Origin of the sequence: Testudinibacter crocodili, assembly GCF_006228025.1 — a bacterium.
In the GTDB taxonomy this organism is placed as follows: domain Bacteria; phylum Pseudomonadota; class Gammaproteobacteria; order Enterobacterales; family Pasteurellaceae; genus Chelonobacter.
The window spans coordinates 1-22,819 of the sequence record NZ_VDHF01000033.1 but is presented as its reverse complement, the minus strand read 5'-3'; the positions used below and the strand labels follow the sequence as shown (position 1 = coordinate 22,819).

Sequence of the window (22,819 nt, the reverse complement as noted above, 5' to 3'; positions counted from 1 at the left end):
ATCTAGAGCGGAAATATCCACCCGGTTTCTGTTAAATTATTTACTCACCACTTTCAACGGCACCGGAATCATCACTTCAACCGGTTCGCCTTTCAATACGCGATCCGCCGTTGCCACGCCCAATTCGCCGATTTTTTCCGGTTGTTGTGCAATGGTTGCGCCCAATTTTCCGGCTTCCACCGCACGCACAGCATCGTCAGTGCCGTCAAAACCGACGACTAACACCTCTTTTTTCGCTGCTTGCAACGCTCTCAATGCACCCAATGCCATTTCGTCGTTTTGCGCAAACACCGCTTGTACCTCACTTTGGCTCGCTAACAGGTTTTCCATAACATTCAAGCCTTTAGTGCGGTCAAAATCTGCCGGTTGGCTTGCCAGTAACGCAAAGCCGTTCGCTTCGACCGCTTGTGCAAAGCCTTCGCCACGCTCACGCGCCGCTGATGTACCTGCAATACCTTCCAGTTGGATCACTTTGGCTTCCTTGCCCAGCTTTTCTGCGATGAAATCCCCAGCCAGTTTGCCGCCGGCAACATTATCAGAAGCGATATGGCTGACCACCTCACCTTTGGCTGCACCGCGATCCAAAGTGATCACAGGCACGCCTTGTTTGTTGGCACGCATCACCGCATTGGCGACCGCTTCAGAATCGGTCGGGTTAATCAGCAACACTTTGGCGCCGCGCACCAGCAAATCTTCCACATTGGCAAGCTCTTTCGCCGGATCGTTTTGCGAGTCCAGCACCACCAAATTGTAGCCCAATTTGTCCGCCTCTTTTTGCGCGCCGTCTTTTAGGCTCACGAAAAACGGATTGTCTAAGGTTGAAACCGCCAACGCAAGCGTTTCTTTCGCCAAGGCAGAACCGCTGACCGCCAAACTCATGATTAATGCCGATGCGACTGTGGTTAATTTTTTCATACTGTTTCCTCGTTGTTAAACGTTAAAGGTGAATTAAACCGCACTTTACAGTGCTTATATTATGACTACAATTTATGACTTAAGGCTTTTGTTACCCAAGTAGTTATCCGCCAATACCGCAATCAGAATAACCACCGCTTTTGCTATCATCTGATAGTAAGATGAAATATCTAAAATATTGAGCGCATTATTCAAGAAGCCGATAATCAACGCCCCGATTAACGTTCCCATTACACGCCCTTTGCCGCCCATCAAACTGGTGCCGCCCACAACCACTGCCGCAATCGCATCCAGTTCATAACTGACCCCCGCGGTCGGTTGTGCCGATGATAAACGCGAGGTGACGATCAACCCTGCCAATGCCGCCAGCATTCCACTGGCGGCAAACACGAACAGTTTGATTTTGGTGACATTAATACCAGACAATTTGGTCGCCGCTTCGTTGCCGCCCAGTGCATAAATGTAACGCCCCATGCGGGTGTGCTGTAAAATGTACCACGCCAGCGCAAACACCAATGCCATAATCCAAATCGGCACTGGAATACCGAACAAATAGCCGGTGCCAATCCACGCAAATTGATCAGCGCTGTCGGAAAAACCGGTGCTGATCGGGCGACCGTCGGTATAGACCATGGTGACCCCGCGCAACAACGTCATGGTGACCAACGTGGCGATAAACGCCTGCACTTTGCCTTTGGCGACAATCAAACCACTGATACCGCCGAGTAGCATACCGGCAATCAGCACCACCGGTACCACGATAAAAATTGAGATATCCAAGCCGACCATGGTGGCGGCAAATGCACCGGTCAGCGCCAGCACTGAACCGACCGAGAGATCGATGCCGGCAATCAGAATCACAAAGGTCATCCCGACCGCAATAATCGCATTGACCGAAGTTTGACGCAGAATGTTCAACACGTTATCCATGCTGAAGAAATTGGGATTCAGCAGCGAAACGATAAACACCAATACCAGTAGCGCAATAATCGAACGTTGTTCGATCAAAAATCCTTTCAAATTAAAAGCTGTTTTTTTTGTTGTTGTGACCATTTTTCTGTTTACCTCAAATCAGTTGTGACCGTTTTTGCCGATTGCCGCCGCCAGTAGCTGCTCTTGTGTCGCCTCGCCACGCATAAATTCGCCGCTTATTTCGCCCTCGTGCATCACCAAAATCCGATCGCTCATACCCAACACTTCCGGCATTTCTGAAGAGACCAAAATAATGCTCAGCCCTTCGTTTTTAAATTTATTGATCAATTGATAGATCTCTTTTTTCGCCCCGACATCGACGCCGCGAGTCGGCTCGTCCAGAATCAGCACCTGCGGACGGGTCATCAAGCCTTTGGCAATCGCCACTTTTTGCTGATTACCGCCGGACAGCAGCCCGATCTGTTGATCACGGCTTGGGGTTTTGATATTGAACAACAGGATAAAATCATCGACCGCCAAGCGTTCTGCGCCTTTTTGGATATAGCCGTATTGGGAAAAATGCTGAAGTGCGGTCAGGGTCATGTTCTCTTTCACCGACATCCCCAACACCAAGCCATCGCCTTTGCGATCTTCGGAGATGTACACAATCCCGTTTTGCAAGCCGTCTTGTTCGCTGCGATTTTCAACGAGTTTGCCGTTCAACCGCACTTCGCCTGCGGTTTTCGGCAATGCGCCGTAGATCACTTTCATCAATTCGCTTCTGCCAGCCCCCATCAAACCGGAAACACCCAGAATTTCGCCTGCATACAGCGTAAAATTGACATTGTGTACGCCACTGCCGGACAGATTGCTGACCGTCAAGCGTGTTCCGCCACGGACTTTTTCCAAATGCGGGTAGTATTCGTCCAAGCGGCGACCGACCATCATTTCGATTAGACGGTCTTCATTCAGCTCCGCCACCGCACTTTCGCCGATAAACTCACCGTCACGCAGCACCGTCACATCATCGCAAATCTCAAAAATCTCCTTGATCCGATGCGAAATATAGACAATACCGCAGCCTTCGGCAGTCAATTCACGAATAATCTTAAACAGCGACTCGGTTTCGGTGTCGGTCAACGCATCGGTCGGTTCATCCATAATAATCACGCGCGATTTAAAACTGATCGCTTTGGCAATTTCCACCATTTGCAGTTCGCCGATCGACAGCTCGCCAGCCAGCGTGCGGCTGCTGTGTTTCACGCCCAGTTTCGCCAGCAATTTATCCGCTTCGCGGTACATCGTCGCCCAGTCAATACCGCCAAAACGGTTGAGAAACTCACGTCCCAAGAAAATATTTTCCGCAATCGTCAAATTGTTAATCAGGTTCAATTCTTGATGGATAATGCTGATTCCCGCCTCTTGCGACGCTTTCGGCCCCTTAAATGCTACCGCATTGCCCAGATATTCAATCGTGCCTTGATCTTTGCTGTAGATGCCGGTCAACACTTTCATCAGGGTCGATTTGCCAGCGCCGTTTTCGCCCATCAACGCCATCACCCGCCCGGCATAGACATTCAGACAAGCGTTGCTCAACGCTTTCACGCCGGGAAAAGATTTATCAATGCCTTGTATGCGTAATAAGGTTTGCGCTTGCATTCAGTGTCCCCTTAAAACGGCACGCCGGAATACAGAATCACATTGGCATAAGGCGTGCATTCGCCGCTGCGTACAATGCCTTTTGATTGGCAACTCAACGCTTTAAACTCTTCGTGGCTGACATAATCCAGCGCAATTTTGTTGCCTTGTTGCTGTTCCAGTTGTTTTAGCTGCTGTAATACCGCTTGATGCACTTCTGGATTTTGGCTTTCAATCTCCTCTGCCAGCACCGCACTTTCGACGAATAATTCTTGGGTCACCACTGCCACCGTTTGCACAAAGTGCGGTACGCCGGCAGTCAGGGCTAAATCGACCCGCTCCGTTTCCCGTGGAATCGGCAAACCGGCATCGCAAATTGTTAAGCTATCGGTATGCCCTAAGGTGGCGATCAAATGCGACAGTTGCGCATTTAAAAGTGCGGTTTTCTTCATCTGGTATCCTTAATTTTCTTTTCTGCACTTTTCATCGAAACGTTTCGATGAGATTTGCGAGCATTCTAGGCAGGAAAAACCGAAATGAAAACCGGCTTTATTGTAATTTGTGAGATCGATCAGGTTTTGCAGACAAAAAACCATCTGATTACAAAGTAAATTCAGATATATTGTTCGCAACATGGATTTATCTATATCTTTTAAATGGTATTTTTAGAGCTAATCAACATAAGGAGCTTGATATGTCCGTCAAAGATTTTTTCATATTTGATAAATTGATCACCCCAAAAATTATCACCATTATTTATTGGATTCTGATGATTGTTTCTATCATCAGCGGTTTAGAGACACTCGTTGTCATGAGTTACTATAGTATGTTAACCGGCATTATTTATGGGGGATTAATCATTATTCTGGGCATATTGTTTGCCAGAATGTTTTGTGAGCTTATCTTGGTGATATTCAAAATCAATACCAATTTAGAAAAATTATCCGACAGCGACCTACGGTCGCAATCGGTTAAGCATTGATGAGAGGCTTTGCCTCTCTGAAGCAGCCGCAAAGCGGCTGATCTATGCGTAACCTAGTACAGCTTTGCCGTGCTAGGCTAAAAGGATTAGTTTTAGCTCAAATAATATACTTAAAAGATCAACAGACCCTAAATAACAGCCTATCGCTTAAAATAGGTTGAGTTTTTAATTCGACCTATTTTGATAGCGCTGCTGCAAGCGCACTTTTAGCGCTGGATTCGGGCAAGTTTGGATAAGGTCGGCAAGCTGTTGCCAATCTTGTGCGGAAAATTGCTGATAAACCTGTTGGATCAGCTGCGCTTTGACCGCACTTTCCACAAAGGCACACTCTAAAGCACACAAGCTGATGTCAAGCAGCTCTGCGCGGCAGAAGCCAAATTGCTGTGCCGCAATCCGATACTCTTTTTCAATATCAGTGCCGAATAGCCCGGCATCATCGGTGTTGATGCAGACCCGCACCCCGGCATCATACAATTTACGCAACGGATGCTCGGCAAGCGAAGCCTGCAATTCTGGCACTAAAATGCGGTTGCTGCTGGGGGAAATTTCTAAGGTAATTTGCTGTTCAATCAATAAATTGATTAATTCAGCATCCTGAATCGAGGCAATGCCATGACCGATTCTGACCGCACCGCACTGGATCGCCTGCCGCACACTTTCTGCGCCACAAATTTCACCGGCGTGATAGGATTTCGGCAGCGGAATATCGGCAACCAACTGATGTAATTCGGCAAAATCGGTGAATTTGCCGGCTTTTTCGTTGCCGGCGATATTAAATCCGGTCACTGAGGCGCGCGGATGTTGCGCAATAAATTCGGCGCTTGCCAGCATATCGCGGTACGGCAGATGGCGTACGCCACAGGCATGCAAACGGGTTTCGGTGCCATACTCTGAGCGCACTTCGGCAATCGCTTGTTCAATGCCTTGCATAATTTGGTGGTAACGCTGTGCCGACCAAGCGGTGTTGCCGTGTTCGTCAATGCTGGTGCACATATGGAAGGCGGAGGTGATCAACTCGCAGTAAATCAATCCCTGTTTGGCATTGCGGCTGAGGTAGTCTTTGGTGACCCAATAGTAATCTTGTGCATCACGCACCAGATCGGCGACGGTATCATAAGTTTTCACAAACTCGCGAAAATCTGATTCATCATAACGATAGCGCCCGTTTGGGAAATCCTGCGCATCATATTCATCCGTCTGATATAAAAAATCAGGCGGCAACCGCACTTGGTATTTTTCCGCCAGTTGCAATGCCAAGTGCGGTGCGACTGAGCCTTCGATATGTTCGTGCAGCACCACTTTGGGTAAAGTGCGGTTGAAAAGTGCGGTCATAGTAGAATCCTCGACAATCAAAAATATTGGGCTGATTTTAGTGATTATCGTTGAAAAAGCAAGCTATCGTTCGGATAGCTTCGCTTAGCGCAGGATTACAACGGGCTTTCAATCTGTAACTGTTCACAAAGGGTGCTGATCGACAGCAGCAGATAAGAACGCAGGATTTTTTCGCTGCGTAGGGTTTTGACTTGCAGCAACAGCGAATCTTTGTTGTCTTGCACGCCCGATGCCGTCAATTGCAGCTCTTTTTCCAATTTTAGCAACATCGCTTTGTCTTGCACCGAATGCAATTGCTGCAAAAACTCTAGCGTTAACGCCGATGACAGCGCATATTCCTGGCTTTCGTTATTTAACCGCACTTTTAAAGCCAGATAGTGTTCGATATCATGGAAAGTTGCGGTTTCCAACACGCCTAACCCGAGCAGCACTTTAAGCCGCACGTTTAACTCCGCTAGCGGACCGTGGCTTCCAAGCAAAGAATCCACGACGGATTTCACCGCAAAATCCGTTTTGCGGAAAACCCGTTGCATCAGTTGATCTACGTCGTGATCAAAAATATTCACGGCAGCGGTGACCAAGCCCCGTAGTGTGGGAATATCTTGTAGCTGCTCGTAAACAGACTGTTCTTGCGACGGGAACATAGGGTTAAATAATCGATCCTTGATTTAGTTTAATTGTTGGTAATCAGCGACAATCGCCGCAACTACCGCACTTTCGCCTAAGCCGGTGTAATGCTGCACGGCTTGCCGTACGCCATTATCCGCAATATACGTTTGCAATTCAACTGCTTGTGGATCAGTTTCGTTACGATAATGCAGTGCGGCAGCAACCGCTTTCACCAGCGTATTGTGCGGCAATCCATATTCAATCGTGCCGTTCAACGGTTTGATCAAGCGATCATTCGGGCTGAGTTTACGGATCGGCTCGCGCCCGACCCGATCAACATCGTCCGGCAGATATGGATTGGCAAAGCGTTTCAGGATTTTTTCGATATAGGCGAAATGTTTCTCTTGCTCGAAACCATAACGTTTAATCAGCACCGCGCCGCTCTCCTGCATCACTGAGCGTACTTGCTGTTTAATTGCTTCGTCTTCAATCGCTTCACGGATTAAATGATGTCCGCTTAATTTGCCTAAATAGGCGGTGACCGCATGTCCGGTGTTTAAGGTGAACAGCTTGCGCTCGACAAACGCCATCAGATTATCGGTCAGTTCCATACCGTTAATTTTGGGAATATCGCCTTTGAATTGGGTTTGATCAACAATCCATTCGCTGAACGCTTCTACCGTCACCAACAATGGATTCTCAGCATTTGGTGCCACCGGCGGCACGATGCGATCCACCGCTGAATCGACAAAACCGATATATTGCTCCAGTGCGCTATGGTAATCCGGGTTCAGATGTGACCGCACTTTTTCTTTTAAGAACGTGGTACCTCGCACCATATTCTCACAGGCGATAATGTTCAAATACTTTGTATTGCCCGCGGCAAAACGCATTTCCAAGGCTTTGGCTAGTGTAGCAGAAATAATCGTCAACACATTTGGACCGACCGCCGTTGTCACTAAATCCACTTGATTGAATTTTTCGATAATTTGTGCGCTATTTTTGGAATTGATGCCATCAACCGGTGCGACTTGTTCAATGTTGCTTTGCTGCTCGCTGACAATTTTCACGTCGTAGGCTTGTTGCTGGTTCAGCAGATCAATCACTGTGTCGTTGACGTCGGCAAAGGTGACATGAATGCCAGAATCGGACAGCAGTTTTCCGATAAATCCACGTCCAATATTGCCAGCACCAAAATGTAATGCTTTCATAGTATCTCTTCTCCAAATAATTAGAGGGGTTTCCCCCTCTATTGTTGTTACTTCAATAAGGCTAAAACTTGTTCCACATCGGTAGTGGTGGTCAGCAGTTCGATAGATTCTTCGCTGTCCAACGCACTGGTGATCGAAGTCACCACTGCAATATGTTCATTATTTTTCGCCGCAATCCCGATCACCAATTTGGCAACGCCGTCTTCGTCGTCGGTGAACTGCACGCCGTCAGGATATTGACAGAACACGATGCCGGTCTTAATCACTTCGTCTTTGGCTTCAATTGTGCCGTGCGGTACCGCCACACCTTCACCCAAATAAGTTGAAACCAGTTTTTCACGTTCGAACATTGCCGGAACGTAATCCGGTTTGGCAAACCCGGCTTTCACCAACTGCTCGCCAGCAAAACGAATGGCATCTTCTTTGGTGGCAGCAGTTAAGCCTAAGAAAATTTGCTCTTTTTGCAGTTTGAAAGCAGACGGTTGTTCAACTGCCGCCACTGGTTCGACACCCGCTTGCGCAGCGCCGGATTTATCAATAATGTCACTAACCAAGCTATCGTAGAATGGATTATCCAAGAAATTGGTTAAGGATAAATGGGTTGCTTCCGGCACTTGTTGTTTAGCGCGCAAGGTCAAATCTTGGTGGGTGATCACTAAGCGTGCCTCCGCCGGCAAATCATTGATCGCACAGTTGACCACGCGGATATCCAACCCTGCACTCTGCACTTTTTTGCGCAGCATGCTGGCACCCATCGCACTGGAACCCATACCGGCATCACAAGACACATAAATGGTTTGCAAGCTGCTGTAGTCGCTACCGCTCAATTCGGTTTTACCGCTGCCCATTTTCATCGCTTTCATTTGCGATGTTGCGTCTTCCAAAGAGACCGCTTCGCCTACTTGTTTATCGGTTTTCAGCAAGAAAGAAGCAACAGCAAACGAGGTGGCACAAGAAGCAATAACCGAGGTGATCACGCCAACAAAAGCGGGTGGTGGCGTCATCAGCAATACGGCAAAGATTGAGCCCGGTGAAGCTGGCGCACGTAAACCTGCATTAAACAACACTAACGTCAACACGCCGACCATACCACCGGCGATTACCGCTAAAATTAAGCGTGGCTTCATCAGGATATAAGGGAAATAGATTTCGTGAATGCCGCCAAAAAAGTGGATAATTGCAGCACCACCGGCGGTTTGCTTCGCACTGCCACGCCCAAAGAAAATATAAGCTAATAAAATCCCTAAACCTGGACCTGGGTTAGCTTCAATCAGGAAGAAAATGGACTGACCAAATTCTGTTGATTGTTGCACGCCCAACGGAGTAAAGATGCCGTGGTTAATCGCATTGTTCAAAAATAGTACTTTTGCCGGTTCGACAAAAATTGAGGTTAATGGCAACAGCCCGGCATTAACCAAAACATCGACCCCTGCCGCCAATGTAACGGAAAGTGCTTTCACCGCCGGTCCAATCAGCACCAATGCCAGCAGCGCACACAGCATACCGATAATCCCGGCAGAGAAGTTATTGACCAACATCTCAAAACCGCTCTTTATTTTACCGTCAACCCATCTATCGAATTTCTTGATCGCATAACCGCCCAACGGTCCGGCAATCATGGCGCCTAAGAACATCGGAATATCAGAACCGACGATCACCCCCATGGTGGTAATCGCACCAACCACCGCCCCACGATCGCCGCCAATCAATTTACCACCGGTATAGCCGATCAGTAACGGCAGCAAATAGGTGATCATCGGACCAACCAACGCCCCTAAGGTTTCATTCGGAACCCAACCGGTCGGAATAAAAAGTGCGGTAATAAAACCCCACGCAATAAATGCCCCAATATTCGGCATCACCATATTTGACAGAAAGCGACCAAAATTTTGGACTTTCACTTTTACATTAGCAGATAACATTGTTCACCTCAGCGTTAGGTTAAAGGTCTTTTAACGGGACGTTCAAACGTACATAAAAAGTACGATATTGACAATGGTGGAAAATTAGCATGCTTAGTATAGAAAGCGAAATTTTATCGATTTAATTTGTGATTGACATCACATTAAATATTTATAAATAGATTTCAATAATGTGATATGGATCACATTTATTTCCAAGTTGATAAGTAAGTGTGACATATATCACATAAAAGTGCGGTCAATTGCCTTTGTCTACTATGCCCCTTTGGTTAGTAATGGGCTGCCACACCGCACTTCATAAGTTCAGCTAAAAAGCCGCTTGATAACATCAATAATCAAATTGCATTTCGGCACCACCGAACTGATCTGCATGTATTCGGTTTTCATATGCATATTGCCGCCGGTCGGTCCCAAGCCATCAATCGTCGGACAACCGGCGGAAGAGGCGATATTACCGTCACTAACACCACCAGCATCAACCCATTTAATCTGCATATTGTGCACTGCACCCACTTCGGCAAACAGCTGCTTGATTTTCGGTAAGTTGACTTCATCAATCATCGGTGCTTCGTGATTCACCAACCGCTTTTCATAGCGAACCCCGTCCTGCAACGGATTTTCCAACACCTGCGCCAGCCGTTGCTCAAAAAACGCAACCGAAGCAGGCAATCTGTAGCGCATTTCGATAGTAAGCGCTGCGAAATCCGGCACAATGTTTTGCGCTACTCCACCGTTGGTGATAATACAGTTAAAGGTGTGTCCGGCACTAAAATCATTCAGTTTTGAAAATTCCAGCACAAGATTGGCGGCTTCCACCAGCGCTGAGCGTCCTCGCTCCGGATTATTGCCGGCGTGTGCCGCCAGCCCGTGAAAATCGATCGCGTAGGTGATCACCCCTTTACGGGTCGCCACCATCGAACCGTCTTCCCTTGCTGGCTCCATCACAAAGCAGTAAGCGGATTTACGAGCGTATTCACGGATACTCTCTTTGGCGTACAACGATCCGATCTCTTCGTGCGAATTCAGATATAGCCCGACGTTCAATTTATTCAAATCCAGCGCTTTGATCACATAAAGCGCCATTAATGCGCCAGCTTTATCGTCGATCACGCCCAGTGCATTAATGCGATCATCCTGTTGGCAAAAAGGCGCTTGTGCCAACGTACCGACCGGAAACACCGTATCCATATGGGCGATAAACAAAATATCGAAATGCTCCGCCTCAAGGTTGTTGCTGATAAACAACCCTTCCGCTACCGTATCACTTTGCATAGCGACCTTTTGATACGCTAGCTGTTGCACTTTCGCTTTGGCGATAAACCAATCGGCAACTTGATTGATTCCCTCGATATGGTGCGACGGACTTTCAATCTCGGTCAACTGTTTCAGTTCGTCTAAAAATAGCGGTAGCTCTTCGTGTTGCATACTTACTACCTCCGTTAAACAAAGAAACTCATCAACAACATCGCAAGATAGGCATTAATGATACAAATGCCGAACAACACCAAATAGTGTTTTCCCGGTACCCCTAATACACCAAGAATCCGCCCCATATACTGCACCGTCGAGCCGACTAGCGCCATGCCGGGTAATAAAACTGCAATATCTTGCGCATTCAACACCCCTTCTTGTACTAAGGCAACCAATACGCCGGCAGCACCACCCCAACTTAAAAAAGCCGCCATAATAACCGCGATCGCTTCGCCCGGCAGTCCCAAAGGGAGCATAATAAAGCCCAAATATTCACCGATCAGTTTGAGCAATCCCGAAGCATTTAAAATATAAATAATCACAAACGCCATTAATACATTCGGTATGGTGTTAGTGACCGCAATATTCCAACCTTTTCTGGCACCATCGATGAAAATATCGGTAATAAGTTTATTTTGGTTGCTTGTCTGGCTCATCACTATTCCTCATCTTCTTTAACAAATTTTTTCACATATAACCGCATTAAATTTGCTCCAAAAATTTTGAACACAAAAATAATCCCTAAGCACATGGCAATGGAAACCGGCGCTACCTGTCCGGCTTTATCAGGAATCAGCAGCACCGGCGCAAACGAAGATAAAAAATTGGTGAGTAACGCTCCGGCACTAAATTGAAACGCCGCAAAAATCAGTAATTCTTTATGAGTGATTTCTTTTTCTTCGCGTAAAAATTTGGTGGTCGAACTGCCGGCATCGGTGCTTTGCGTACTGGCAATCAAAGAAATCGAGCAGTTGCCGGGTATTCCCATCACCGGTTTCAAAATCGGATTCAACCATTTTGATGCCGCCGACAGCGCACCGTAATGCTCGAATACCGCCACAAAACCAAGTGCCAACATCACACTGGGAACCAAAGTCAGCGCAAATAGAAAACCACCTTTGGCACTGATCCCACCACTGGTTTTTAACCAATCAGGAAATTGTCCGGTCAATTTACTGAAATCAAAAATTCCACCAATAAAATCCTTGGCAAAGCCGCCAAAAAATATAATTGCCAAAATTAATGAAATTGTGCCGACAATCAATTTTTTCATACTATTTTCTGACATACACCCTCCTTCAACGGTTATAAATTACTTTTACTCTAGTCATATCAAGCTGCGAATACAATCAACAAAGTGTATTTTTGCTGGCTATCTCATAGTTTTATCGACTATTTGCCAAAATAGAGCCAACATCACAAAAATAAACTAAATCACTCTTTTTTCAGCTTGTTATAAATTTGCGTTAGATCAAAGAAACTGCAAATCGATACATACAAAATAATTTGTAAAATCAATCAATTAAGTTATAAATCTACGATAATTACACCTAAAGAGGTAGTGAAATATTCTCGGATAGTTATCACTAATCAATCACTTATGTTAAAATCTGGCTTCATTTTTAAGGAGTATTTATAAGTTTGCGCCATGTTTGAAAAAAACCGACTGACACTACACAATTTAAGTTGCCAACGCGGCGAAAAACGCTTGTTTGCTGCGTTTTCTGCTGTCTTCGAGAGCGGGCAATTTGTGCAGTTGGAAGGACATAACGGTATTGGAAAAACCAGTCTATTGCGGATTTTAACCACACTTTCACAGCCGTTATCGGGAGAAGTGCGGTGGAACGAGTTGGATATTTTCAAAGCTCGCGACAGCTATTTGGCACAACTGTTGTATTTAGGGCATGCCAGTGGCGTGAAAAGTGAGTTGACCCCTTACCAAAATCTAAAATTTTATCAACAGATCAGCCCATGCAAAGCTGGTGAAGACGTTATTTGGCAAGCGTTGGCGCAAGTCGGGCTGTGTGGTTATGAGGAAAGTGCGGTCTATCGCCTGTCTGCCGGGCAACAAAAACGAGTGGCACTGGCACGTTTATGGCTGAGCCAAGCGCCATTGTGGATTTTAGATGAGCCGTTTACAGCGATCGACAAACAAGGACAACAGCAGCTGACCGCACTTTTTGAACAGCACTGCCAGCAAGGGGGAATCGTGATCTTGACCAGCCATCAAGCGATTGAAAGCAAGCGGTTACTACGATTGTCAATGCAGCCCTTTAAAAGTCGTTTTCAAGACTGACGTGGTCAATCAGAGTAGAAAGGATAATCTCGAATGATTTTTTTCCCTATCATCAAACGTGAATTAAAAATAGCTTGGCAAAAAAAGAGCGAGCTGTTGAATCCGTTATGGTTTTTTCTGCTGGTGATCACCCTGTTTCCACTGTTAATCGGCCCGGAACCAACGTTGCTGACCCGCATTGCCCCGGGCATTGTTTGGGTCGCGGCACTGCTGTCGGCATTATTGGCGTTTGAACGGCTGTTTGCCGATGATTTTCGTGATGGTTCGTTGGAGCAACTGATGCTGCTGGCATACCCTTTGCCGCTGACCATGTTGGCAAAAGTCTGCGCCCATTGGCTGCTGACCGCAGTTCCGTTGATTCTGCTCTCGCCGATTGCTGCGTTGCTGCTGTCATTGGAACCGACGGTTTGGTGGGCGCTGATTTTAACCCTGCTACTTGGCACGCCAACCTTGAGTGCCATTGGTGCTATCGGTGTGGCGTTGACAGTCGCACTGCGCAAAGGCGGCGTCTTGTTGAGTTTATTAGTAGTACCGTTAATTATTCCGGTATTGATTTTTTCCGCCTCAATTTTAGATGCGGCACAACTACAGCTTGATTACAGCGGACAGCTGGCTATTTTAGGTGCGATAATGGCACTGAGTGTCAGTCTGGCACCTTTTGCCATCGCAGCAGCACTGCGTATCAGCCTTGATTAAATTTAAAGTGAATAAAATGGAGTGAAATAGAGCATGTGGAAATGGTTACACCCTTACGCTAAAGCCGAAACCCAATACCGCATCTGCGGCAACATTGCGCCCTATGCCGGGGTGCTCGCCCTGTTATTGCTGAGTGTTGCGTGGGTTTGGGGCTTAGCATTTGCGCCAGCCGACTATCAGCAAGGCAATGGCTTTCGAATGATTTATGTGCACGTTCCAACCTCAATTTGGTCGATGGGTATTTATGCTTCCATGGCTGTTGCCGCTGCAATTGGTTTGATTTGGCAGATTCGTCACGCCTATCTCTCGATGGTCGCCATGGCGCCGATTGGGGCGGTATTAACCTTTCTTTCCCTTGCTACCGGTGCGATTTGGGGCAAGCCGATGTGGGGAACGTGGTGGGTTTGGGACGCCCGTCTAACTGCCTCATTAATTCTATTTTTCTTATATCTCGGCATCTTAGCGTTGTATTCTGCCTTTCAGGATCGTCGCAGCGCCGCCAAAGCAGCTGCAGTCTTGACGTTGGTCGGGGTGGTAAACCTGCCAATTATCCACTTTTCGGTCGAGTGGTGGAACACTCTGCATCAAGGCGCCACCATCACCAAATTTGAAAAGCCCTCAATGGCAACGTCAATGTTGATTCCGTTGCTGCTTTCTATTTTAGGTTTTCTGTTTTTATCTTTATGGCTAACCCTGATCCGCTATCGCAATGTTTTATTACAAGAAGAGCAAAAGCGCCCTTGGGTGCAGGCTTTGGCTAATCAATTTATTGGAGGGAAAAAATGACCCCGTTTTTCCAAACTTGGCAAGATTTTTTGAATATGGGCGGCTACGGTTTTTATGTGTGGCTCTGTTATGGCGTTTCACTGTTGGCACTGGTGATATTAAGTGCGGTCAGCCTGAATGACAAAAAACGCTTACTGACACAAATTGCCAAAGAGCAAGCACGCCAGCAACGAATTCAACAAACTCAACAAGGAGAACAGCAATGAATCCAAGACGCAAATCTCGCCTGAGTCTATTACTGTTAGCGTTGCTCGGTGTTTCGATTGCCGTTGGTTTGATGCTGTATGCGCTGCGACAAAATATCGATCTCTTTTATACCCCGACCGAAGTGATTTACGGCAAAGATCATAAAAGCGACACCAAACCACAACCGGGACAACGTTTGCGAATCGGTGGCATGGTGGTCGAAGGTACTGTGGTGCGCGATCCAAATAGTCTGAAAGTGCGGTTTGATCTCAATGACATAGGTCCCTCCGTGACGGTGGAATACGAAGGCATTTTGCCGGATCTGTTCCGTGAAGGGCAAGGCATTGTGGCGCAAGGGGTGCTGATTGATGAAAAAACCCTAAAAGCCCATGAAGTATTGGCAAAACACGACGAAAATTATGTGCCACCGGAGCTGGAAAGCCAAATGCAGAAAGTTCATCAACCGATGGGTGTTTCTGCAGCAGATTTGAAAAACGTTTCGGAAAAAGACCAGCAAAATATGGATAAATTTCAACAGCATTTGCAACAAACCATCGACGCCAATAAAGCTGAGGCAACCAAATGATCGCTGAACTAGGAAATTATACGCTGGCATTGTCTTTGGCACTCGCCGTGCTGTTGACCGTGTTGCCGGCTTACGGCTGTCGCAACAATAATGCAACGCTAATGTCACTGGCAAAACCAATGACATTCAGCCTGTTTTTCTGCCTGACGTTCTCTTTTGCGGCACTGGCGTATCTGTTTGCGATAAACGACTTCAGCGTTCAGTACATTGTTAACAATTCAAACACCACATTGCCACTGCATTATCGGTTGTCTGCTGTTTGGGGCTCACACGAGGGCTCGTTGCTATTGTGGATCTGGCTACTGTCACTGTGGGCGGCAGCGGTCGCCATTTTTAGCAAAAGCCTGCCACAAGAAGCGATCGCACGCGTGCTATCGGTGATGGGCTTGATCAGCATCGGTTTTTTGGTGTTTATTATTTTTACCTCCAACCCGTTTGACCGCACTTTCCCGGATTTTCCGGTCGATGGCCGTGAATTGAATCCGTTGTTGCAAGACGTTGGCTTGATCTTCCACCCGCCACTATTGTACATGGGCTATGTTGGTTTTTCAGTGGCATTCGCCTTTGCCATCGCCGCCTTACTCGGCGGCACATTAGACACCGCTTGGGCACGCTGGTCACGCCCGTGGACACTGGCGGCATGGCTGTTTTTAACCCTTGGGATCGTACTCGGCTCTTGGTGGGCATATTACGAGTTGGGCTGGGGCGGTTGGTGGTTCTGGGATCCGGTCGAAAACGCCTCGTTGATGCCATGGATTGCCGGCACAGCGCTGATTCACTCTTTAGCCGTCACTGAAAAACGGGGTAGTTTCAAAGCGTGGACAGTATTATTGGCGATTTTGGCATTTTCGCTGTGTTTGCTCGGCACATTTTTAGTCCGTTCCGGCATCTTGGTTTCAGTGCACGCCTTTGCGTCTGATCCAACCAGAGGATTATATATTCTCGCTTATCTGGTGGTGGTCATCGGTGGCTCACTGGCGTTGTATGCCGTTAAAGGGCATCAAATCCGTTCGACCACTCACTACGAACGCTACTCGCGTGAAAGCCTGCTGCTGCTCAACAATGTGTTTTTGATGACCGCGCTTTCGATAGTACTCATCGGTACGCTGTTGCCGCTAGTCCATAAACAATTAGGCTTAGGCTCAATCTCGGTCGGTGCGCCGTTTTTCGATCAAATGTTTTTAATTTTGATGGTGCCGTTTTCGTTTATTCTCGGCATCGGTCCACTGGTCAAATGGCGACGCGATCAAGTCAGCGCTATTCGCAAGCCCGTGATAATCAGTCTGGTTGTCATGGCCATCTGCGGTTTCGCATTACCGCACTTTTTATTTGACCGCATCACCACAACCGCCGTGTTGGGGGTGATGATGGCAAGCCTGATCTTACTGCTCAGCTTATACGAAATGCAGCAACGAGCCACTCACCGTCACAGCTTTATTAAAGGCTTAAGCAAGCTTTCTCGTTCCCATTGGGGCATGATTGCCGCCCATGTGGGGGTAGCGATGACGGTATTCGGCATTGCCTTCAGCCAAAATTACAGCGTTGAACGTGATGTTCGCATGAATAGCGGCGACAGTGCGCAAATTGCCGATTACCGTTTCGTGTTTCAAGGTGTCACGCCACATAACGGCGCCAACTACGAAGGTGTGAAAGCCCAAATCGAAGTGTTCAAGCACGACAAACTGCAAACTATTTTGCACGCAGAAAAACGCTTTTACACTGTCAGTCGTATGAGCATGACTGAAGCGTCGATCGACTGGGGTTTCAGCCGTGATATTTATGTGGCGCTTGGCGAGCGACTGGACGATGGTGCTTGGGCGGTGCGCTTATATTACAAACCGTTTATCCGTTGGATCTGGATTGGCGGACTGTTTATGGCTCTCGGCGGCTTGTTGTCAATGCTGGATCGCCGTTACCGTTTGAGCAAAATTGCACAGCAGAACACCAAGCGAGGAGATGTCTATGAATAATAAAAAACTGTTTTTGCCACTGTTAGCGTTTTTGGGGCTGGTGCTGGTGTTTGCTTGGCAACTGGTGCGCAATTCTGCCGGTGACGATCCGAAAATATTGGAATCTGCACTGGTCGGCAAACCCGTACCGCACTTTGAACTGCCATCTCTACAAGACGGTGAACAACCACTTACTGAGGTGATTTTTCAGCAAGATAAGCCATTGCTGCTAAATGTCTGGGCAACTTGGTGTCCAACCTGCTATGCCGAACACCAATATTTGAACCAACTCGCCAAGCAAAATATCACTATTGTCGGTATTAATTATAAAGATGATCCGAGCAAAGCCGCCCAATGGCTAAAAAATTTAGGCAATCCGTATCAACAGAATATTTTGGATCAAAAAGGCATGCTCGGCTTAGATTTGGGCGTTTACGGTGCGCCGGAAACGTTTCTGATCGATTGCCAAGGGGTAATTCGCTACCGCTATGCCGGCGATATGAACGAAACCGTTTGGCAAGAGAAGTTCAAGTCGCTGTTTGAAAAAATTCAGCGCGAGGAGAGCGCATGCAAAAGCTAATCGTTTTATTCGTTTTTTTGTTCAGCCTGCCGATTTTCGCTGCGATCGATAGTTATGAGTTCAGCTCACCGCAACAAGAGCAGACTTATCAACAACTGACTCAGCAACTGCGCTGTCCGCAATGTCAAAATAATAATATTGCAGACTCGAATGCCACAATCTCAACCGATATGCGGGCTAAGGTTTACGAATTGCTACAACAAGGCAAAAGCAAACAAGAAGTAGTTGACTATATGGTGCAGCGCTACGGTAATTTTGTCACGTATGATCCACCGCTGGCACCCTCAACACTGCTATTGTGGCTGATTCCTGCGGCATTATTGTTAATCGGTATTTTCACTTTATTCCGACGCAAACCGCACTTGCGGCATCAGCCAACGGATTCTGCGCTTGATCAGCAACGTTTGAATAAGATTCTACAGCCCGACGATAAGGAGAGAAAATAATGTTGTGGCTCGTTTTTTTACTGCTCACCCTCATTACTGCATTACTGGCATTTTATCCGCTACTGCTGAAAAATAAGAATAAAAGTGCGGTTCAGCAGCAAGATCTGAATCGTGCCTTTTATTACGATCGGCTGCAAGAGTTAAAACAAGATAATGAACAAGGCTTACTCGACGATCCGCAACAGAGTGAAAGCGAATTACAACAACGGCTGCTAAACGATATTCCGTTACAACACGCTGAAACCCAAAATAGCCGCTTAAAAAACGGAAAAATATGGTTCACTTCCGGCACATTAGCACTGACAGCAATCGCTTTAGTCACCTATTTTAGTGTCGGTTCATGGCATGGCGAGAGTATGTTAGAAAATGCCCACGCTCAGCTACCGCACTTGCAACAACGCTTAGCACAAGAACAGCAACAGCCGTTAACCACGGAAGAATTACAACAATTCACCATCGCACTGCGCGCTGAGCTGCAACAGGCACCGGATAACGATAAAAATTGGTGGCTGCTCGGTCAAATTGGCATGGCAGCCGGCAACGGACAACTGGCGCTGGACAGCTATAAACGCGCCACCGCACTTGCGCCGGAAAATACGGAATATAAGTTAAGCTATGCCAGAGTGCTAATGTTCTCACAAGACGAGAATGATAAAACACGCGGCGAATTGCTGTTGCGTGAAGTAATCAAGCAAGATCATAATAATGTTCAGGCGCTCAGTTTATTGGCATTCAGTGCGTTTGAAAAAGAAGATTACAAAATGGCATTAATGTCATGGGAAATGATGCTGCGCCAATTGCCGCCTGACGATGAGCGCATTCCCTTGATTCAACGCAGTATGAGCCATGCGATTGCCGAACTGAAGGCACAAGAGCAACCGCCAGCGGCTAACCCATAAATTAAGCCATACATGAAGGAAGAGATTTAGATGCAAACACAGTTAAAAATCGGCTTGGTTTCAGTATCCGACCGTGCCTCGCAAGGCATTTATACCGATCAAGGCATTCCGGAATTACAACGCTGGTTGGAAAACGCCTTAACCGAACCTTTTGCTGTCGAAACCCGTTTAATTCCTGATGAACAAACCGAAATTGAGAAAACCTTAATTGAACTGGTTGATCAGCAACATTGTCACCTGGTGCTTACCACCGGCGGCACCGGCCCAGCCAAACGTGATGTCACGCCTGACGCTACGCTAGCTGTTGCTGATCGTGAAATGCCGGGTTTTGGTGAACAGATGCGCCAAGTAAGCCTACATTTTGTGCCAACTGCGATTTTATCGCGCCAAGTCGGTGTGATACGTAAACAATCCCTGATTCTCAATTTACCTGGCCAGCCGAAAGCCATTAAGGAGACGCTGGAGGGGGTTAAAGATCAACACGGCAAAGTGTTGGTCAACGGTATTTTTAGCGCAGTTCCGTATTGTTTGCAGTTGATCGACGGCATTTATATTGATACAGTGCCAGACATCATTGAAAGTTTCCGCCCTAAATCGGCGCGCAAAGAATATAAGGAATCAACATGAAAAAAATCGAAGCGATTATCAAACCATTCAAATTGGATGATGTGCGAGAAGCCTTATCCGATGTAGGCATTACCGGCATGACAGTTTCCGAAGTAAAAGGATTTGGTCGCCAAAAAGGGCATACCGAAATCTATCGCGGCGCTGAATACATGGTTGATTTCTTACCTAAAGTTAAACTAGAAATTGTGATTGCTGACGAACAAGTGGATGCTTGCGTCAATACTATTATCGAAACGGCGCAAACCGGAAAAATCGGTGACGGCAAAATTTTCATCTATGATGTTGAACGGGTTATCCGCATTCGTACCGCAGAAGAAAACGAAGACGCATTGTAATGTTTTTCTATCTGATTGCCTTCGCAGCCGGATTAGCACTCGCCACTCAGGCTGCAATCAACAGCCAACTCAGCAAAGCCGTCGGCGAGCAGCCTGTGGTTGCAGCATTAATCTCCTTTTTTACCGGCACCCTATTGCTACTGTTCATTACGCTAAGTAAAGCCAACCTCAGCGAAATCTGGTTCAACCTGCCTCATCAACCTTGGTGGAAGTGGATCGGCGGCCCTTTAGGCGCAATGGTCGTGTTTACCACCGTATTGCTTGCGCCAAAAGTCGGGGTCAGCAATATGCTATTCTTTATCATTGTCGGACAATTGATTATGGCAATGTTAATTGATCATTACGGCTTAATTTCAATGCCCGTCCGCTCGGCAACCCTCTGGAAATTTATTGGATTAACTGTTGTATTTATCGGCATGACACTGTTCTTTTATGGCGACAAATGGTTTAAATCATAATCTCAATTTCACTTGCACTCGCTGTAGCAATATGGAAAATAATCTCTTATGTATTGTAGCTACCGCACTTTATATAGTGGAATAAAATAAGAAAAATACAAGGCGCGCCAACGCCGTAGATTTCTTATTTTATTTCACTATACTTTTAAAATTACTTTTTAGGAACTTCACATGATATCAAAACAACAAATTTTAGACGCTTATCACAACCGCTACGCTTGCAAAAGCTACGATCCTAATAAAAAAATCAGTCAAGAAGATCTGACTTTTATTCTAGAAACGGCCCGCTTATCTCCCAGCTCCTTTGGACTGGAACCTTGGCGTTTTCTCGTCATTGAGAATCAACAAATTAAAGAGTTGATTCGTGACATTGCTTGGGGAGCTAAAGATAAGATCATGGATTGCAGCCATTTTATTGTTATCTTGGCTCGCCAGCAAAGTGCATTGCAGCCCGGAAGCGAATACATTCGCCAACAACGCGCAGAAATCATGAAATTACCCGCCGAAGTGATCACATTGTATGAGGGATTTTACCGTAATTTTTGTGAAAACGAATTTAATTTAAACACAGAAGAAGCCTATTACGCCTGGGCAAGCCGCCAGTGTTACATCGCCTTGGGCAATATGCTGACCAGCGCCGCCATGATTGGAATTGACTCAACCCCGATCGAAGGCTTCCCACTTGAAAAACTGAATAACGCATTAGTAGAAGAAGGTTTATACGACCCGCAAGCATTTAAACTCAGCGTAATGGCAGCTTTTGGCTATCGTACCGGCGAACCCCGCGCTAAAACTCGCCGTGCTTTTGACGATGTAGTGAGTTATATCAAATAAAGTAGATATTCAATATCACACTAAATATACCAAAGTGCGGTTGTACCCTGACCGCACTTTTACCTCGTGCGGCTTTGTCAAGCCCACTCAATCAACCGGATTCCCCCTCACCAAACAGCAGTGCCTCCCGGAACTGTTGTGAGTCCGCTGCCCGCTTTAATTTCATGCGCAAGCTGCAGCCAGCAGGGTGCAGGCGGGCTAAATTCAATGCATAATAACGCAGGGAGGTCAGCTTCTTTTCCCCGTTATCTTTACTACTGAGACCACGAACATCCCGATATACCACATCCAACATCCAATGTGCCTTCCTTTTTTTGAGCGATAAATGCTCCCGAATACTCTCTGCTAATTGTGGTAATGCGGCATTTAAGCTGCTGATATAACAGTCTAACTTAGAGTCTAATTTGCTGTTCTGCCCCAACTCTGACTGTGCCTCTGCACACAACACCGTCTGAATCCCTTCCCAGCGCATGGGTTCAGACAACCATTCATCAACCGGTAATTTTTTATACTGTCGCCCAGTATTTATATTTTCATAATAATCAATAACTTGTGGATTTTCTCGTTCCATTTTATGAAAATAGGCTGCAATTTCTTTGCGAAACATTGCATGATTATTATTTAACGCAACCACATAGTCTGCTTGCTTATCCTTTAGTTGCTCAACAATCTTTTTCTGTGTGTTGCAGGCATAAACGGAAACTATCGCTCGTCTCAATTTTAATGTCTGGAGTATTTCCAACACACCTTGCTGTTCATTACGCCAACGTGGAGATTTATGTTGTATCAGTATCACACCGCGCATTTTACTTTGTATGGTAATGCTATGCAGTGCACTTTTCGCCTCATGCCCGAAGCAGTTACGAAGGTTTTTTCCATCCCATGGAATCTGCTCAAGATTTTTGCTCTGACGTAATTCGTTAACAAAATTGATAAAAATATCATTTAATTGGCTTGAATGGAGTTTGCAAACAAGATCAGCGATCGTTTCTTTAGATGGTATGCCTTGTGTAAAAGGTAAATATTGGCGCAACCAAGAGAGATGGCTTTCGCCAAACTGGTGAACATCGCACCATGTTTTTGCTCCTGACAGTACAGCGGTCATGGTTAAAAAAATCAACTCTAATAAAGAATATCTCTGGGCGTCATGCTCAATTTGCTCAGCCTGCGCAAAAAAGTTAAAAAAATCCATAACACCTCCTCAACAATTACGAACAATACATACCTTATAAAGCTTTACGTTATACTTACTATAAAATAATAGGCTGTTTTTTAACAATGGTTATTGCGGTTTTATTGATATCGGCTAAGAAATTGGTGTTGATGCCTGTTTTTTATCCAGCACATTTATTTTTGCGCCCATACAAAA

General features: G+C 46.3%; 26 protein-coding genes. 14 read left to right on the top strand and 12 right to left on the bottom strand.

The annotated features are described in order from the left end of the window. Nucleotides 1-36: 36 nt before the first annotated feature. From rbsB to rbsD, 4 genes are all read right to left on the bottom strand, one after another. On the bottom strand, nucleotides 37-915 hold the full coding sequence (gene rbsB / locus FHQ23_RS03680) for a ribose ABC transporter substrate-binding protein RbsB (RefSeq protein WP_139613099.1): 879 nt from the start codon (nucleotides 913-915) through the stop codon (nucleotides 37-39). Nucleotides 916-987: 72 nt separating this feature from the next. Next, a complete protein-coding gene (rbsC, locus tag FHQ23_RS03675; RefSeq protein ID WP_139613098.1) occupies nucleotides 988-1,968 on the bottom strand; it encodes a ribose ABC transporter permease in 981 nt (326 codons plus the stop codon). Nucleotides 1,969-1,986: 18 nt separating this feature from the next. Continuing rightward, the gene (gene rbsA, locus FHQ23_RS03670; protein ID WP_139613097.1) at nucleotides 1,987-3,486 is read right to left on the bottom strand and encodes a ribose ABC transporter ATP-binding protein RbsA; all 1,500 of its coding nucleotides are present in this window, start codon (nucleotides 3,484-3,486) and stop codon (nucleotides 1,987-1,989) included. Nucleotides 3,487-3,497: 11 nt separating this feature from the next. Continuing rightward, nucleotides 3,498-3,917, bottom strand: a complete 420-nt coding sequence (rbsD, locus tag FHQ23_RS03665) for a D-ribose pyranase (protein ID WP_139613096.1) — start codon at nucleotides 3,915-3,917, stop codon at nucleotides 3,498-3,500. A 242-nt stretch (nucleotides 3,918-4,159) separates the two neighbouring features. Here rbsD and FHQ23_RS03660 point away from each other — a divergent pair, with 242 nt between their 5' ends. Further along, nucleotides 4,160-4,447: a DUF4282 domain-containing protein gene (locus FHQ23_RS03660; protein WP_139613095.1), complete on the top strand. Its 288-nt coding sequence runs from the start codon at nucleotides 4,160-4,162 to the stop codon at nucleotides 4,445-4,447. A 165-nt stretch (nucleotides 4,448-4,612) separates the two neighbouring features. Here FHQ23_RS03660 and add read toward each other — a convergent pair whose 3' ends face one another. The 7 genes from add to FHQ23_RS03625 form a co-directional block, all read right to left on the bottom strand. Further along, complete coding sequence (gene add / locus FHQ23_RS03655; RefSeq protein ID WP_139613094.1) at nucleotides 4,613-5,779, bottom strand: adenosine deaminase; 1,167 nt, start codon at nucleotides 5,777-5,779, stop codon at nucleotides 4,613-4,615. Between the two features lie 95 nt (nucleotides 5,780-5,874). After that, a complete protein-coding gene (locus FHQ23_RS03650; RefSeq protein WP_139613093.1) occupies nucleotides 5,875-6,423 on the bottom strand; it encodes an MltR family transcriptional regulator in 549 nt (182 codons plus the stop codon). Between the two features lie 24 nt (nucleotides 6,424-6,447). Beyond that, nucleotides 6,448-7,599, bottom strand: a complete 1,152-nt coding sequence (locus FHQ23_RS03645; RefSeq protein WP_139613092.1) for a mannitol-1-phosphate 5-dehydrogenase — start codon at nucleotides 7,597-7,599, stop codon at nucleotides 6,448-6,450. Nucleotides 7,600-7,646: 47 nt separating this feature from the next. Beyond that, nucleotides 7,647-9,521: a PTS mannitol transporter subunit IICBA gene (locus tag FHQ23_RS03640; RefSeq protein ID WP_139613091.1), complete on the bottom strand. Its 1,875-nt coding sequence runs from the start codon at nucleotides 9,519-9,521 to the stop codon at nucleotides 7,647-7,649. A gap of 303 nt (nucleotides 9,522-9,824) precedes the next feature. Next, nucleotides 9,825-10,946, bottom strand: a complete 1,122-nt coding sequence (locus FHQ23_RS03635) for a M20/M25/M40 family metallo-hydrolase (RefSeq protein WP_139613090.1) — start codon at nucleotides 10,944-10,946, stop codon at nucleotides 9,825-9,827. A 14-nt stretch (nucleotides 10,947-10,960) separates the two neighbouring features. Then, complete coding sequence (locus FHQ23_RS03630; RefSeq protein ID WP_139611475.1) at nucleotides 10,961-11,428, bottom strand: YjiG family protein; 468 nt, start codon at nucleotides 11,426-11,428, stop codon at nucleotides 10,961-10,963. 2 nt (nucleotides 11,429-11,430) lie between these two features. Continuing rightward, on the bottom strand, nucleotides 11,431-12,060 hold the full coding sequence (locus FHQ23_RS03625; protein WP_139611474.1) for a nucleoside recognition domain-containing protein: 630 nt from the start codon (nucleotides 12,058-12,060) through the stop codon (nucleotides 11,431-11,433). A 360-nt stretch (nucleotides 12,061-12,420) separates the two neighbouring features. On the opposite strand from FHQ23_RS03625, the gene ccmA reads away from it, so the two are divergent. The 13 genes from ccmA (at nucleotide 12,421) to FHQ23_RS03560 (ending at nucleotide 21,450) form a co-directional block, all read left to right on the top strand. Further along, nucleotides 12,421-13,068, top strand: a complete 648-nt coding sequence (gene ccmA / locus FHQ23_RS03620) for a cytochrome c biogenesis heme-transporting ATPase CcmA (RefSeq protein WP_139613089.1) — start codon at nucleotides 12,421-12,423, stop codon at nucleotides 13,066-13,068. A 33-nt stretch (nucleotides 13,069-13,101) separates the two neighbouring features. Beyond that, complete coding sequence (gene ccmB / locus FHQ23_RS03615) at nucleotides 13,102-13,764, top strand: heme exporter protein CcmB (protein ID WP_139613088.1); 663 nt, start codon at nucleotides 13,102-13,104, stop codon at nucleotides 13,762-13,764. 33 nt (nucleotides 13,765-13,797) lie between these two features. Then, on the top strand, nucleotides 13,798-14,550 hold the full coding sequence (locus tag FHQ23_RS03610) for a heme ABC transporter permease (RefSeq protein ID WP_139613087.1): 753 nt from the start codon (nucleotides 13,798-13,800) through the stop codon (nucleotides 14,548-14,550). Next, nucleotides 14,547-14,756: a heme exporter protein CcmD gene (ccmD, locus tag FHQ23_RS03605; protein WP_139613086.1), complete on the top strand. Its 210-nt coding sequence runs from the start codon at nucleotides 14,547-14,549 to the stop codon at nucleotides 14,754-14,756. Before FHQ23_RS03610 ends, ccmD begins: the two co-directional genes overlap by 4 nt. Beyond that, nucleotides 14,753-15,322 (top strand): cytochrome c maturation protein CcmE, encoded by a 570-nt coding sequence (ccmE, locus tag FHQ23_RS03600; RefSeq protein WP_139609221.1) that lies wholly within the window; start codon nucleotides 14,753-14,755, stop codon nucleotides 15,320-15,322. Before ccmD ends, ccmE begins: the two co-directional genes overlap by 4 nt. After that, nucleotides 15,319-17,292 carry a heme lyase CcmF/NrfE family subunit gene (locus FHQ23_RS03595; protein WP_139613085.1) on the top strand — a complete coding sequence of 658 codons (1,974 nt, stop codon included), beginning with the start codon at nucleotides 15,319-15,321 and terminating at the stop codon, nucleotides 17,290-17,292. The genes ccmE and FHQ23_RS03595 overlap by 4 nt, the downstream gene beginning before the upstream one ends. After that, the gene (locus tag FHQ23_RS03590) at nucleotides 17,285-17,851 is read left to right on the top strand and encodes a DsbE family thiol:disulfide interchange protein (RefSeq protein WP_139613084.1); all 567 of its coding nucleotides are present in this window, start codon (nucleotides 17,285-17,287) and stop codon (nucleotides 17,849-17,851) included. The genes FHQ23_RS03595 and FHQ23_RS03590 overlap by 8 nt, the downstream gene beginning before the upstream one ends. After that, nucleotides 17,839-18,297 carry a cytochrome c-type biogenesis protein gene (locus tag FHQ23_RS03585; protein ID WP_139613083.1) on the top strand — a complete coding sequence of 153 codons (459 nt, stop codon included), beginning with the start codon at nucleotides 17,839-17,841 and terminating at the stop codon, nucleotides 18,295-18,297. Before FHQ23_RS03590 ends, FHQ23_RS03585 begins: the two co-directional genes overlap by 13 nt. Next, the gene (ccmI, locus tag FHQ23_RS03580) at nucleotides 18,294-19,196 is read left to right on the top strand and encodes a c-type cytochrome biogenesis protein CcmI (protein WP_139613082.1); all 903 of its coding nucleotides are present in this window, start codon (nucleotides 18,294-18,296) and stop codon (nucleotides 19,194-19,196) included. The genes FHQ23_RS03585 and ccmI overlap by 4 nt, the downstream gene beginning before the upstream one ends. Before the next feature lie 30 nt (nucleotides 19,197-19,226). Beyond that, entirely contained in the window at nucleotides 19,227-19,823 is a 597-nt protein-coding gene (gene mog, locus FHQ23_RS03575) for a molybdopterin adenylyltransferase (protein ID WP_139613081.1), read from the top strand. After that, entirely contained in the window at nucleotides 19,820-20,158 is a 339-nt protein-coding gene (gene glnB, locus FHQ23_RS03570; protein WP_139613080.1) for a nitrogen regulatory protein P-II, read from the top strand. Before mog ends, glnB begins: the two co-directional genes overlap by 4 nt. Further along, on the top strand, nucleotides 20,152-20,616 hold the full coding sequence (locus FHQ23_RS03565; RefSeq protein WP_176552242.1) for a DMT family transporter: 465 nt from the start codon (nucleotides 20,152-20,154) through the stop codon (nucleotides 20,614-20,616). The genes glnB and FHQ23_RS03565 overlap by 7 nt, the downstream gene beginning before the upstream one ends. 171 nt (nucleotides 20,617-20,787) lie before the next feature. Then, the gene (locus tag FHQ23_RS03560) at nucleotides 20,788-21,450 is read left to right on the top strand and encodes an NAD(P)H-dependent oxidoreductase (protein WP_139613078.1); all 663 of its coding nucleotides are present in this window, start codon (nucleotides 20,788-20,790) and stop codon (nucleotides 21,448-21,450) included. Between the two features lie 91 nt (nucleotides 21,451-21,541). Here the strand turns inward: FHQ23_RS03560 and FHQ23_RS03555 are convergent, their stop codons facing one another. Next, nucleotides 21,542-22,642 carry an ISAs1 family transposase gene (locus tag FHQ23_RS03555; RefSeq protein WP_139613077.1) on the bottom strand — a complete coding sequence of 367 codons (1,101 nt, stop codon included), beginning with the start codon at nucleotides 22,640-22,642 and terminating at the stop codon, nucleotides 21,542-21,544. Nucleotides 22,643-22,819: the final 177 nt, after the last annotated feature.

What these genes read in the sequence shown, in the direction of transcription:
- rbsB (WP_139613099.1), bottom strand. Translation starts at nt 915, where the DNA reads ATGAAAAAATTAACCACAGTCGCATCGGCATTAATCATGAGTTTGGCG.
- rbsC (WP_139613098.1), bottom strand. Translation starts at nt 1,968, where the DNA reads ATGGTCACAACAACAAAAAAAACAGCTTTTAATTTGAAAGGATTTTTG.
- rbsA (WP_139613097.1), bottom strand. Translation starts at nt 3,486, where the DNA reads ATGCAAGCGCAAACCTTATTACGCATACAAGGCATTGATAAATCTTTT.
- rbsD (WP_139613096.1), bottom strand. Translation starts at nt 3,917, where the DNA reads ATGAAGAAAACCGCACTTTTAAATGCGCAACTGTCGCATTTGATCGCC.
- FHQ23_RS03660 (WP_139613095.1), top strand. Translation starts at nt 4,160, where the DNA reads ATGTCCGTCAAAGATTTTTTCATATTTGATAAATTGATCACCCCAAAA.
- add (WP_139613094.1), bottom strand. Translation starts at nt 5,779, where the DNA reads ATGACCGCACTTTTCAACCGCACTTTACCCAAAGTGGTGCTGCACGAA.
- FHQ23_RS03650 (WP_139613093.1), bottom strand. Translation starts at nt 6,423, where the DNA reads ATGTTCCCGTCGCAAGAACAGTCTGTTTACGAGCAGCTACAAGATATT.
- FHQ23_RS03645 (WP_139613092.1), bottom strand. Translation starts at nt 7,599, where the DNA reads ATGAAAGCATTACATTTTGGTGCTGGCAATATTGGACGTGGATTTATC.
- FHQ23_RS03640 (WP_139613091.1), bottom strand. Translation starts at nt 9,521, where the DNA reads ATGTTATCTGCTAATGTAAAAGTGAAAGTCCAAAATTTTGGTCGCTTT.
- FHQ23_RS03635 (WP_139613090.1), bottom strand. Translation starts at nt 10,946, where the DNA reads ATGCAACACGAAGAGCTACCGCTATTTTTAGACGAACTGAAACAGTTG.
- FHQ23_RS03630 (WP_139611475.1), bottom strand. Translation starts at nt 11,428, where the DNA reads ATGAGCCAGACAAGCAACCAAAATAAACTTATTACCGATATTTTCATC.
- FHQ23_RS03625 (WP_139611474.1), bottom strand. Translation starts at nt 12,060, where the DNA reads ATGTCAGAAAATAGTATGAAAAAATTGATTGTCGGCACAATTTCATTA.
- ccmA (WP_139613089.1), top strand. Translation starts at nt 12,421, where the DNA reads ATGTTTGAAAAAAACCGACTGACACTACACAATTTAAGTTGCCAACGC.
- ccmB (WP_139613088.1), top strand. Translation starts at nt 13,102, where the DNA reads ATGATTTTTTTCCCTATCATCAAACGTGAATTAAAAATAGCTTGGCAA.
- FHQ23_RS03610 (WP_139613087.1), top strand. Translation starts at nt 13,798, where the DNA reads ATGTGGAAATGGTTACACCCTTACGCTAAAGCCGAAACCCAATACCGC.
- ccmD (WP_139613086.1), top strand. Translation starts at nt 14,547, where the DNA reads ATGACCCCGTTTTTCCAAACTTGGCAAGATTTTTTGAATATGGGCGGC.
- ccmE (WP_139609221.1), top strand. Translation starts at nt 14,753, where the DNA reads ATGAATCCAAGACGCAAATCTCGCCTGAGTCTATTACTGTTAGCGTTG.
- FHQ23_RS03595 (WP_139613085.1), top strand. Translation starts at nt 15,319, where the DNA reads ATGATCGCTGAACTAGGAAATTATACGCTGGCATTGTCTTTGGCACTC.
- FHQ23_RS03590 (WP_139613084.1), top strand. Translation starts at nt 17,285, where the DNA reads ATGAATAATAAAAAACTGTTTTTGCCACTGTTAGCGTTTTTGGGGCTG.
- FHQ23_RS03585 (WP_139613083.1), top strand. Translation starts at nt 17,839, where the DNA reads ATGCAAAAGCTAATCGTTTTATTCGTTTTTTTGTTCAGCCTGCCGATT.
- mog (WP_139613081.1), top strand. Translation starts at nt 19,227, where the DNA reads ATGCAAACACAGTTAAAAATCGGCTTGGTTTCAGTATCCGACCGTGCC.
- glnB (WP_139613080.1), top strand. Translation starts at nt 19,820, where the DNA reads ATGAAAAAAATCGAAGCGATTATCAAACCATTCAAATTGGATGATGTG.
- FHQ23_RS03560 (WP_139613078.1), top strand. Translation starts at nt 20,788, where the DNA reads ATGATATCAAAACAACAAATTTTAGACGCTTATCACAACCGCTACGCT.
- FHQ23_RS03555 (WP_139613077.1), bottom strand. Translation starts at nt 22,642, where the DNA reads ATGGATTTTTTTAACTTTTTTGCGCAGGCTGAGCAAATTGAGCATGAC.